This window comes from Clostridium sp. 'deep sea' (assembly GCF_014931565.1).
GTDB lineage: Bacteria > Bacillota > UBA994 > PWPR01 > PWPR01.
On sequence record NZ_CP063353.1, the window covers coordinates 346754 to 359128 of the forward strand.

Annotated in this window: 12 protein-coding genes; 11 read left to right on the plus strand and 1 reads right to left on the minus strand. The window is 31.0% G+C overall.

All coding sequences use genetic code 11. From position 1 onward, the window contains the following. Positions 1-129: 129 nt before the first annotated feature. Positions 130-726, minus strand: a complete 597-nt coding sequence (gene yedF, locus IMX26_RS01645; protein WP_195159985.1) for a sulfurtransferase-like selenium metabolism protein YedF — start codon at positions 724-726, stop codon at positions 130-132. A gap of 243 nt (positions 727-969) precedes the next feature. On the opposite strand from yedF, the gene IMX26_RS01650 reads away from it, so the two are divergent. The 11 genes from IMX26_RS01650 (at position 970) to IMX26_RS01690 (ending at position 12247) form a co-directional block, all read left to right on the plus strand. Next, positions 970-2541, plus strand: coding sequence for an FAD-dependent protein (locus IMX26_RS01650; protein WP_195159986.1), 1572 nt, complete (start codon positions 970-972; stop codon positions 2539-2541). Between the two features lie 166 nt (positions 2542-2707). Then, on the plus strand, positions 2708-3583 hold the full coding sequence (locus IMX26_RS01655) for a DUF4349 domain-containing protein (RefSeq protein WP_195159987.1): 876 nt from the start codon (positions 2708-2710) through the stop codon (positions 3581-3583). 512 nt (positions 3584-4095) lie between these two features. After that, positions 4096-4779 carry an HAD family hydrolase gene (locus IMX26_RS01660; protein WP_195159988.1) on the plus strand — a complete coding sequence of 228 codons (684 nt, stop codon included), beginning with the start codon at positions 4096-4098 and terminating at the stop codon, positions 4777-4779. A 10-nt stretch (positions 4780-4789) separates the two neighbouring features. Then, a complete protein-coding gene (locus tag IMX26_RS01665; protein ID WP_195159989.1) occupies positions 4790-5965 on the plus strand; it encodes a radical SAM protein in 1176 nt (391 codons plus the stop codon). A gap of 296 nt (positions 5966-6261) precedes the next feature. Next, positions 6262-6537 carry a PqqD family protein gene (locus IMX26_RS01670; protein WP_195159990.1) on the plus strand — a complete coding sequence of 92 codons (276 nt, stop codon included), beginning with the start codon at positions 6262-6264 and terminating at the stop codon, positions 6535-6537. Further along, positions 6518-7270 (plus strand): TIM barrel protein, encoded by a 753-nt coding sequence (locus tag IMX26_RS01675; protein WP_195159991.1) that lies wholly within the window; start codon positions 6518-6520, stop codon positions 7268-7270. Before IMX26_RS01670 ends, IMX26_RS01675 begins: the two co-directional genes overlap by 20 nt. A 15-nt stretch (positions 7271-7285) precedes the next feature. Continuing rightward, positions 7286-8101: a Sir2 family NAD-dependent protein deacetylase gene (locus IMX26_RS01680; RefSeq protein ID WP_195159992.1), complete on the plus strand. Its 816-nt coding sequence runs from the start codon at positions 7286-7288 to the stop codon at positions 8099-8101. 230 nt (positions 8102-8331) lie between these two features. Continuing rightward, positions 8332-8454, plus strand: coding sequence for a hypothetical protein (locus tag IMX26_RS18030; RefSeq protein ID WP_279324877.1), 123 nt, complete (start codon positions 8332-8334; stop codon positions 8452-8454). A 227-nt stretch (positions 8455-8681) separates the two neighbouring features. Beyond that, on the plus strand, positions 8682-8810 hold the full coding sequence (locus tag IMX26_RS18035; protein WP_279324878.1) for a hypothetical protein: 129 nt from the start codon (positions 8682-8684) through the stop codon (positions 8808-8810). A 233-nt stretch (positions 8811-9043) separates the two neighbouring features. Beyond that, on the plus strand, positions 9044-9193 hold the full coding sequence (locus IMX26_RS01685; protein WP_195159993.1) for a hypothetical protein: 150 nt from the start codon (positions 9044-9046) through the stop codon (positions 9191-9193). Between the two features lie 306 nt (positions 9194-9499). After that, positions 9500-12247, plus strand: coding sequence for a cation-transporting P-type ATPase (locus tag IMX26_RS01690; RefSeq protein WP_207729303.1), 2748 nt, complete (start codon positions 9500-9502; stop codon positions 12245-12247). Positions 12248-12375 lie beyond the last annotated feature (128 nt).

Genomic DNA, 12375 nt, shown 5'->3' on the forward strand with positions numbered 1-12375 from the left:
CCCAAACCGTGCAGAGCGTCAGCTCAAACCCACTCCGTAGTTGATTTATCAACTACCCAAACCATAATGCCAAAGGCGAATCCTCTCCAATATAAAAAAGACGCCACAAAGGCGTCAATTTTTATATTCTTATATTCTAATTATTTTTCCCGCTTCATTTAATACCTCTGTAGCGGTGTACATATTAGTTATTTCACCAACTGCTAGGTTTTCTTTTTGGTGATAAAAATCTAAGCAAGTTCCACAGCTTAGTATCTCAACACCTTTTTTATCAAGTTCTTGTAGAGATTCAATTACAGCAGATTCTTTTAAGGCTAAGTTAATACCTCTATTCATTAACACAATAGCTTTAGGAGCAGTTTCAAGCTGGGTGAGTGAATAGAAAAAAGCCTTCATTAATACTTTTCCAAGCTTGTCATCACCAACTCCAAATACATCACTCATGCAGAATACTACCGTTCCATTATCTACAGTTTTAGGATTTGCAATAACTTGCTGTAGAGGTGCAGATGCCTTACCTTTAGTTATGGAAATGTGAAACTCTCCGTTTTTATTTTCAACTTTGGCACTACATTGTAGCTTTTTAGTAAGCTTTAATACGTTATTCTTAGCAACTTCACTGTCAACAACTACTATTATAGAGCCATTACTTAACTCATCAATTGCTTTTTTAGTTTTTATAACAGGTTGAGGACAATTTAGTCCACGACAATCTATACTATTCATTAAAATACCTCTTTTCAGGTTATATTATTTTGTATCACAAACTATATATTATTATAAATTAAATTTATGTGTACTACAATATATATTTATACTGTTAATGCAAATAAAATAATTCTTAGTATTATTACTTTATTTAAATATATTATTAAACGGCTTAATTACCTTTAGCTCTTTATTGCTTAATAATTGTTCCATAATCACATTAGTGATAGAATAACATTAAAAAATTAAGGGTGCGATATTATGCTTCGAGTTAGCAATATTCGGGTTTCATACGAGCATAGGGGGCAAGTAAAACAGGCTCTGTGTAAAAAGCTCAAAATAAATCAAAATCAAATTATTCATTTATCAATCTATAAAGAGTCACTTGATGCTCGAAAAAATAAAGAGTCATTTGTATATTCAGTAGATGTAAAACTAAAAAATGAAAAGAGTATTTTAAAAAAGAAATTTGCTGATGTAGCAGAATCAAAACTTAATAATTATTCAATTAATAAAATTACTAAACCCCTAAAAAATAGACCACTTGTTATAGGAAGTGGTCCATGTGGTTTATTTGCAACGCTCATATTGGCAAAAGCAGGATTGAAACCTATTATGCTAGAACGAGGTGCTGATGTAGAGAGTCGTAGTAAACAAGTAAAAGAGTTTTGGCAGAGTGGTAAACTTAATCCTTTAACTAATGTTCAATTTGGAGAGGGTGGAGCTGGCACTTTTTCTGATGGAAAACTAACAACTAATATTAAAGATAATAGGTGTAGATACGTGCTTGAGACTTTTGTGCAGTTTGGGGCTCCTCAGAGCATTATGTATAGCTATAGACCTCATATTGGTACAGATTTATTACGACAAGTTGTTAAAAATATCAGAAATCACATTATAAACTTGGGTGGAGAAGTACGCTTTAACACTTTGGTGTCGAATATTATTATTCAAGAAAAGAAAGTTTTAGCAGTTAAAGTTAATGACCAATTAATTAAAAGTGACAATATTATATTAGCAATAGGGCATAGTGCCAGAGACACCTATGAAATGCTATATAATAATAATATTTATATGGAGCAAAAACCTTTTTCAATAGGGGTTCGTATTGAGCATAAACAAAGTGATATTAATAAATCACAGTATGGTAAATATGAAGGTCATAAAAATTTAGAAGCCGCAGACTATAAACTAAAATACCACGATAAAAATGGCAGGTCAGCCTATAGTTTTTGTATGTGTCCTGGTGGAGTTGTTGTTGCTTCTTCATCCCAAAAAGAAGAGGTTGTCACAAATGGTATGAGTTATTATGCACGAGACAAAGAAAATGCAAATAGTGCTTTATTAGTGGGGGTAACAACAGCTGATTTTGCTAACAATCACGCCTTAGCGGGAGTAGAGTATCAAAAAAAATATGAGAAGTTGGCATTTAAAATAGGCGGTAGTAATTATTTTGCTCCTGCTCAACTAGTAGTAGACTTTTTAGCAGACAGACCCTCTACAGAATTAAAGTCCATAACTCCAAGTTATAGACCAGGTGTTAAATTAACGAGTTTAAAAGATTGTTTGCCAAGTTATGTAATCGAAACCTTAAAAAATGCAATTGTAGCTTGGAACAATAAAATAAAGGGATTTAATAATCCCGATGCGGTTTTAACAGGGGTAGAAACCAGAAGCTCAGCACCAGTAAGAATAGTTAGAGACTCTAACTTTCAAAGCAATGTAAAAGGGCTTTACCCTGCCGGTGAAGGAGCTGGTTATGCAGGTGGAATTATCTCCGCTGCGGTAGATGGCATAAGAGTAGCTGAAGCAATCATAAATAACCTGCAATAACAAATTTCATAAGTCAATAAAGTTATATTTAATTTCAATTAAAGGGAACAACTGGAACTATTACTGGTCTAATAATTAGTAAAAGGAGGGTTTTCTCTTGAAATTTTTAAAATAGAAAAAATTAATTATTTTATTGTTAATTACCATATTGTTTTTAGCTGGCTGTATGAAAAATGAAAGTACTACAGAATGTAATGATGTACCATTTGAATTAAAACAGCCAGTGCAGTTTGATTTTTCAGTGACTGATGAATCAGGATACCCCGTAAATATTAAAGGTGGCTCTACGGTATTATCTAATGGTGCTAAAGTGAATTATACGAGCAATGATCAAAAAGAAATTGCTAAAAAGATAATTAAAACAGGTTCACTTAGCCTTGATGTATTTGACTTAGATAAAGTAACTCAAGATATTAAAGACTTAATAGTTAGTAGAGCAGGTTACATACAATCCTCTAAAAGACATGAGTATGAAAAATATAATAGATTAAATATGATAATACGTGTTCCAGTAAATAATTTTGATTCACTATACGAGCAACTTTTAGGATTAGGTGAGGTGACTTTAGATCAAACACAATCTCAGGATGTAACTGAAGATTATTACGATCAAGAGATTAGACTTAAGAGTTTAAACGCCAAAAAAGACTCATTAACTAAGCTCTTTGAAAAAGCTAAAAATGTATCAGAAATATTACAGATAGAAAACGAGTTAAATAGGGTTATTTATGAAATTGAAAAGGTTAAGGGAAGGCTCCAGTATTTAGATAGAAATGTAGCAATGAGTTCTATTTCAATTAGTGTATTTGAACGAAATCCTACAGCTACTATTGAAAAAAATAGTATTGAACGATTAAAGTTTGCCTTAAAAGATGGTTGGAGTGCAATGCTTAACTTTAGCATTAAAGGTATAGCTGCTTTAATCTGGATAATTCCATTTTCTCCACTAATAATTATTGCAATATTTATTTGTGTTAAACTATGGCGTATTATTAAAAAAAGATATCGATTAAAAAAATCAAAAAATGACAAGGTAATATAAATAGTAAATCCACAAAATGAGCTTTTATAAAGCTCATTTTTTGTTATAACAAAGCAATAAATTATTGTAAAAATAAAATTAACTTAAACTAGTAGAAAATAACAACGATAATTAATGGATATAAGCACTAAATAAATCCAAATAAAAAGTTTAAAAGAAAATATTTACAAATAGTTTACATTCTGAAATTAGTGTGATATACTCCAAATAAGTGAAAATTAATTACATATTGCTTATATTTTATATCGTCTTTAAAAAACAAGTTTCTTTTAAACTATGCTGATTATCAATCAATAGCCTTTATTAAAATTGTGTTATTTTTGCAAAAGTTTTAATTTTTTATACCACATTTTTAGTTTTTAAAAGCTACAATGTGAACATGTTCGTGAGAATAAAAATAGTAAGTAAAACATCTAGATGGATTTCAATTTAGTTTATGAACCTACTTAAACCCTAATTGTATAAGGTCAGTCATTTTTTAATATGTTATAAATCTAAAAGAGTGTATGCTAATGAAAAATAAAAAATATATTTTCTTTGATTTAGGTGGTACATTAATAAACCTAAATAAGTCTCATTCAGAAATTTTGGATATGTATTTATCTGAGCAAAATATTTATCTATCTGAAGAGTCTATTATTAAGAGCATTAATGCAGCTAATACAGGTGTATATGATGAAGTAAAAACTAAAAGTACATTTGCACTGTATCTTTCTCAAGCAGTTAATTTCATAAAACAAAGTCAAATAAATAGTAATAATCTCACTAAGGTAATAGAGGTTTTGAGTAAAACGAATAGCTATATTAGAGATGATTGTAATTGGGAACTTGAACCGTACGCTATTGAGTTACTTAATTATCTAAACGAAAAATATAACTTAGCTATTATCTCTAACTGGGATTTTTCCTTTCACAATATGATCAAACGATTTAAGTTTAATGATTACATGCAGTTTTGTATCTGCTCAGATGATATAGGCTATAGCAAACCAGACTCTCGAATTTTTGAGGTGGCTTTAGCAAGAGCTGGATTAAGCAAAAATCATGATTCAGTTTATGTTGGAGATAATTATGAATTAGATGTTCTTGCTTCAAAAGAATGTGGTTTTAAGCCCTATTTGTATAGTAAGCAAAAACACAATAAGTATGACTGTAAGGTAATAAACAACTTAGCTGAGCTAATGCAATTGATATAGGAGGCTTGAAATGAACGGTCAAGAAAAATTAATGGAGATAAAAGAGAATATTCTAAAAAACAAATTAGCCAAAAAGACTACAGCAAATCTCCTTACCTCTTTAGTATTTAAGTTAAATAAAATGTGTAATCTTAACTGCTCTTATTGTTATGTAGATTGTGAGACCGGTGGACCTCAAATAAAATTAGAAGTATTTAAAAAGATATTATCTAGTATAGATTTAAATAAGTATTCGGGAGATAGAAAGCTTGTATTAATTCTGCACGGCGGAGAACCCCTTATAAGCTATCAATTAATAAAAGACATAGTTCAATATATACAAAAAAATGGTTTAGATGATCATATATCAATAAATCTACAATCAAACGGGGTACTAATAAATGAAGAGATGATAGCTTTTTTTAAGAAACACAATATTGGCTTTGGAATAAGCATTGATGGTTATAATGATCAAACCAATGTTGGTCGGGTGTTTTATGATGGTACAAATAGTTTTACTGCAGTAGACAAAGCTATTGACTTGTGTATAAAAAATGATTTTAAGCCTGGTATAGCTACTGTAATATCACATAGCAATGTAGATTATATGCTTGAGTTTTGCGAGTATTTAAAAAATAAAGGTATAAATTCTGTTGTCTTTAATGTACTAGTACCTCATGGAAGAGCAAGTAGTTTAGAATTCCCTGTTGAGAAATATATTGAAGCTAGTAAAAAAGTATACGATTGGATGAATGAGCAAAGCATACAAGGATTTAAAATAACTGAAAGAAACCTAGATCATTTACATAGAAAAATATTTAATGGTGGCTCTAATTATATGTGTTTAAACGCCCCGTGTGGAGCTGGTATTAATACTTTGGGCTTTGATTTAGATGGCTCCATATATATTTGTGATCAGTTTGTTGGAGATGAAAATTTTATAATTGGACATATAGATAAAAATCTTAAACAGGTTATAAATGAGCCTCTTTCCATTAAGCTTATTAAGCAGTTTCAAAATCGAGACTTTAGTCATATAGAAAGCTGTGTGAAGTGTAGTTATCGCTACATATGTCCATTAGGTTGTCCAGCACAGGTTGTTTATAGAGATAAATCTCTTAGTGCTACTCCTCCACTATGTGAGTATTATAAAGCTATGATAACTTACATGATTAGTAAAAAAGGTGTTAAGGCCTGTAGTGATTAAACAAAACACTAAAAATTTTAAATAAACTATGTAAATATATAGATTATATACAATAAATTGCTTATCTTAATTATTAGATAAAAACTTTTCTATGAGAGGGGGTGTAACAATGTATACAACACCTAGTATTTTAACTACTTACTCAGCTAAGTCAGAGCATGCTGTTAAACCAATTGATGATTGGGGTTTATGGAGTAAGAGTAGCTAAATCTTTTTGTAACAAAACTTTGTAATCAGTTGGGGCATAAGACACTATTCTTATGCCCCAAACAAAACTTTTTATAAGGAGTTATATTATGATATTAACTAAAAATGAAAATATTTATGAAACAATGTTAGATGAAAACAAATATATTGTTTATGATGAAAATAAAGGACTTGTTCATGAAATAAATAATGTTGCATATTACGTTTTGGGTTTATGTAATGGGACTATGACCTGTGAAGATATAGTTGATGAAGTTATTAAAGAGTATGCTGGAGTAAAGCGTGAGGTTGTTGAGCCTGATATTAAACTAGTTATATCTCAGTTTAAACAGCTTGGAATACTAAATGAAGCAGCAGCTAAATAATCCAATTAGCTATTCAATCATAGGCCTAGAGAGCTTATGGAAAACAAGCTTTGTTAATAAAGTAATATCGGCAACTAAACTACTAAAAAATTTTAAGATTAATAATATTGAATTAGTATTATGCTCGGGTATTAGTGAAAAACAGTTACAAGCTATAACTGCAAACTTAGCATATATAAATACTAAAATATATTCCATACATTTACCTAAAGATATGGGGCTAAATACATCTTTAATTACCGATTTTAGTTCATTTATAAAATTTGCAGAGCAAAACAGTTGTAATTTACTTGTTATACATGTTAATGATAGCAAAATTGATTTAAACAAAGCGCATAAATTATATAAAAGCCTATTTAAAATTTGCCCAAAGCTTAAGCTGTTAATAGAAAATACTGCTAATATAACAAATTTATTTGAGTCAGCTAAAGCCTTAAAGCAACATAACAATTTTGGCTTAACCTTAGATTTAGAACACTTATACCTTAGAAAAGAAGATATATTACTGTACCAGACATTTTGTAATTATATTTATAATATTCACTTTAGAGATTATAGCCCTTTAAAAAGGTATGTTATGCCAGGTAAAGGTATTATTGACTTTAAGAAAATCCACTCATTTATTAATGAGTATTACCAAGGAGTTATAACTATAGAATCAAAATTTAGTTCTATTAAAGACCTCATTATATGTAATAACTTCATGAATAATTTTCTGGGAGGTCTTAATTAATGAAAGGTATTAGTAATGAAAACACATACGTTAGTTTTTAATGAGATACAAGATAACACAGAATTTAGTTTTGGTATTGAGTATACTTTATTTGCAAAGAGCTTTGGCTGCTTTTTAGCATTTAAAGAAGATCCATTATTTGAAAACATTTTTGCAAAATATGAAGATTTTTATTTATTTAAAACAGGGGATATTGATATTAACAAATACAAGTCTCAAATAAAGTTTAATCACAAAAAAATAACTAAAAACACAAAAATTATATCAAAACAAGCAAACTACAATCAACTAAATAGTAATATGGAGCTTTATAAAGAAGATTTTGTATTCTATACTGGAGCTGGTCTTTCAAAGGCGGCTGGAATTATGGATTCTTTTGAGCTAAAAGATAGTTTGTGTTTATATAATTTAAGCCAATTAAAAGAAGCCATAGTTAAAAACCCTCAAAGATTAAAAAAAGCATATGTTAGCTTTGTTAACTCTTTGTATTTTACTAATCCAACAGTAGGGCACAAAATAATTAAAACTTTACAAGATAAATACGATTTTTTGTTGTTAACGGAGAATATTGATTTGCTTCACCAAAAGACAGCAGCTAAGGTATATGCATATGATAAAATTAAGTATAAGCTACTAGAAGGAAAGAAAATAATGTTAACATTAGGGTTAGATGGAGATCATCAAGGCGCTATAAAATATGTACAGGATAATAACTGTTTAGTTATAGCGGTAAATGTTGATAAACCTAACTATCTAAAAAGAAGAGATGTTTGGATTAAAGAAGATGCGCATACGTTTTTAAAAACATTATATGAGCATAGTGTTAGTTAACAGAAAGTTATATGAAAGTAAGTCTTTTTATTAATAGGTTTACTTAATTTTTTGACCTAATATATACATAATATAGAAATACATCTAATATAATGCATAGTATTGATTGTAAATAACTAACTTAACATTAGTTATTTATATAACACAAACCTAGATTAGATTTGTGTGTTTGTGAGCAACTTTGTTCAAGAATATTGCTCATAAAAACCTTAATGAAAGGGGGCCTATCAATGTATACATCACCTAGTATTTTAGCTACATATCCTGAGAGTCAGTACAACGGATCTAAGGGTGTTGGTGGTGATTGGGGACTTTGGTCTAAGTCTTCTCCATCTGAGCCAATCGAAAAATAAGCTTTAACTACCTGTTAGGATAATTAAAGTTCTTAACAAGTTTGTGCAAAGAGAGAATCGCAATGGGACTCTCTCTTTGTATATAGGAAAATACATTAATTGATTGTAAATAACTAACTTAACATTAGTTATTTATATAACACAAACCTAGATTAGATTTGTGTGTTTGTGAGCAACTTTGTTCAAGAATATTGCTCATAAAAACCTTAATGAAAGGGGGCCTATCAATGTACACATCACCTAGTGTTTTAGCTACATATCCTGAGAATCAATACAACGGATCTAAGGATGTTGGTGGAGATTGGGGACTTTGGTCTAAATCTTCTCCTGGTGTGCCAGATAACCCAACAAAATAACTTTAACTTACCTATTAGGATAATTAAAGTTCTTAACAAGTTTATGCAAAGAGGGAATCGCTATGAGACTCTCTCTTTGTAATTAATAAAAATATATTGATAGATTGTAAATAACTAACTAAATCTTAAAGTTGGTTATTTATATAACACAAACCTAGATTAGATTTGTGTATTTGTGGGCGACTCTGTTCAAGAGTAATGCTCATAAAACCTTAATGAAAGGGGGCCTATCAATGTATACATCACCTAGTATTTTAGCTACATATCCTGAGAATCAATATAACGGAATTAAAGAAATCGGTGGCGATTGGGGACTCTGGTCTAAGTCTTCTCCAGATTATCCAATTGATCCAGTTCATCCAGTACAACCAGTACAACCTTAATTTATCTATTAGGATAATTAAGGGTCTTATCAACTTTATGCAAAGAGAGAATTTCTATGAAATTCTCTCTTTGTATTTACTAAAATAACTATTTTTATAGAATGAAGATAAAAAAAATTATTAATAGTAGTTGCTTAAAAGATAAAAAACTGGGTAAATATCTTTATGTGAGTTCTTATTAGGTTAAACTAGTATAGAAGTGAGGCAATTTGTAAAATGGGTAAATTTTATGTAAGTTAGTTGTCAAGCTATCTCTCAAACTGTATACTACAATAAGACTTACGATGTTGATAAGGAGGATACATAGTGGATGAGAAATTAAATTTCCATAGTATGTCCGTTCCGGATGTTATGGAGCATTTAAAAACAAGCCCTCAAGGATTAGCTAGTGAGGAAGTAAAGCAAAGACAACAAAAATTTGGTGCTAATAAATTAGAAACAAAAAAGCAAGTATCTAAGCTAGCCATGTTTTTATCGCAGCTTAAAGATGTATTAGTTTTAGTTTTAATAGCTGCTGGACTAATGTCATTTTTTATTGGTAGTTATTCCGATGGAATTATAATGTTCATAATAGTTTTTGTGAATGCAACTATAGGATTTTATCAAGAGTTTAAAGCCGAAAAAATACTCGACAGTCTAAAAAGCCTAGTTCAATCACCCGCAAAGGTTATACGGAATGGCGAGTTACAAGAGACACTGCAGGTGGATTTGGTTCCTGGTGATTTTGTGATTATTGAAGAGGGAGATAAAGTACCTGCTGATATAAGAATAGTTGAAAGCTTTAATCTAAAGTCGAATGATTTTGCGTTAACAGGTGAATCAATGCCTCAAGAAAAACACAGCAATAAAGTTGAAGATTACGCCACCATTGGTGATAGAGATAATATGTTATACCTGGGCACATCAGTTGCTATTGGTAATGCTAAGGGTATTGTAGTGAGTACTGGTATGAATACCGAGTTAGGTAAAATTGCCGACCTTACTCAAACAAGTGACTCTTCGTTATCTCCATTACAAATGGAGTTAGGCACCTTGGGTAATACCTTAACTGCTATTGCAGTTTTTATAAGTATAGTATTGTTTGGAGTAGCTGTATGGCAGGGTTTTTCACTTAGAGCTGCTTTAATTTATGCCTTAGGTATTGCGGCATCTTCTGTACCACAGGCTCTGCCTGCACAAGTATCAGTGGCATTATCTCAGGGTAGCGGTAGATTGGCTGCTAAGAATGCTATTGTTAAAAAACTATCTGCTGTAGAAACACTTGGCTCTACAACAGTTATTTGTACAGACAAAACAGGAACATTAACAAAGAATGAAATGACTGTACAAGCCCTTTACTTTAATGATAAAGAGTATGGAGTTACAGGACTAGGTTATGAACCAACTGGTAACATTGTAAATGAAAACAAAGTGCCTATAACTACTCAAGAACTTTCTGAAATGGAGATTATGTTAGATGCAGCTACTATGGCTTCTAATGCAGAAATTCATCATCCTGATGAGAACCATGCTAATTGGTACCCAATAGGTGATCCCACTGAGGCAGCTTTAATAACATTGTCAACAAAGGTTGGTACAAGGTCGCCTAAAGAAGATGAAGAGAATCCAGAACTACATGAGTTTCCATTTGACTCGTTTAGAAAGAGAATGAGTTCTGTAAGAAAATTTGGCGATAAACAAGTTTTATGTATGAAAGGTGCTACAGATAGTGTTTTAGCTATTACAAAACATATTTATAAGAATGGTAAATCTGTACCCATAACAGAACAAGACAAAAAGAATATTTTAGATATTAACACTAAATATTCAAAACAAGCTATGCGTGTTATATCTATTGCTTATCGTGAGTTAGACCCAAGCGGTAAAGACTATGTTGAAGATGAAATTGAGAAAGATGTTATCTTTTTAGGTATGGTAGCAATGATAGATCCTCCTAAAGAGGGTGTAAAAGAGGCTATTGAAAATGCCCATCAAGCCCATATTCGTACTTTTATAATGACTGGAGACCATGCTATTACAGCTCAAGCTGTTGGTCGTGAAGTTAACTTGTCTTCTACAGGTGAGGATGTAGATGTAGTTACTGGTGCAGAGCTCAATAAAATGTCGGATAAAATGCTTAAAGAAAAAATGGAAGGGCAAGAGGCTGTTATATTCTCAAGGGTGTCTCCTGAAGATAAACTAAGAATAGTTAAAAACCTTAAACAAGAAAATGAGATTGTTGCTGTAACTGGTGATGGTGTGAACGATGCACCAGCTTTAAAAAATGCTCATATAGGCGTTGCCATGGGCACCATAGGCACAGATGTTGCAAAAGAGGCCTCAGAACTGGTTTTACTTGATGATAGTTTTACTACCTTAGTAGATGCTGTTAGAGAAGGTAGAACAATATTTAATAACCTCAGAAAAACAATTTTAGCATCCATGACAACAAATGCAGCAGAGCTTGCAGTTGTTATGTTAGGTTTTGCTAGTGTTGCTTTATTTAAGATGCCAATACCAATTTTAGCTATTCAAATTTTAGCAATTGATTTATTGGCTGAGGTACTTCCCTTAACAGCTTTAACGTTTGATCCTGGTTCACAGACTCTCATGAATGCACCTCCTAGAAATCGTGATGAGCATATTTTAAATAAGAAAAGCGGGATTGAGGTAATATTCTTTGGAGTATTAATAGGTGCATTAGCATTTATTAACTTTGCCTGGTTTGGAAATAGAATGGGTGTAACTTTAACAGATACACATCCTTTATATATGCGTGCTACAACAATTTGTTACGTAACTATTGCTTTATGTCAGTATGCTAATATAATGTCACGAAGATACGAGTTTACATCTGTATTCAATAAATCATTTTTTACAAATACCAAGTTGCTGATATCTATTGGTATTTCGTTTGGAATGGTGTTGCTTGCTATTTACGTACCATTTATTAGCAGGTTCTTAAAATTTGCGCCCCTTCAAATGATGGATTGGCTATACGTTGTGGCTGCTGCTTTTGTGGTATTATTAAGTCATGAAGTGTTAAAAATTATAAGACGCTCTAAAAGAGGCTAAAGAGATTTATAAATAAAAGAATGGGGGAGTAACTGTTCCTCATTCCTTTCTTTTTTTACAGCTAAAAAAGACATATATTCTTTAAATACATGATCAGTTGCTCTATTTTTGCTACTAAACACCTTATA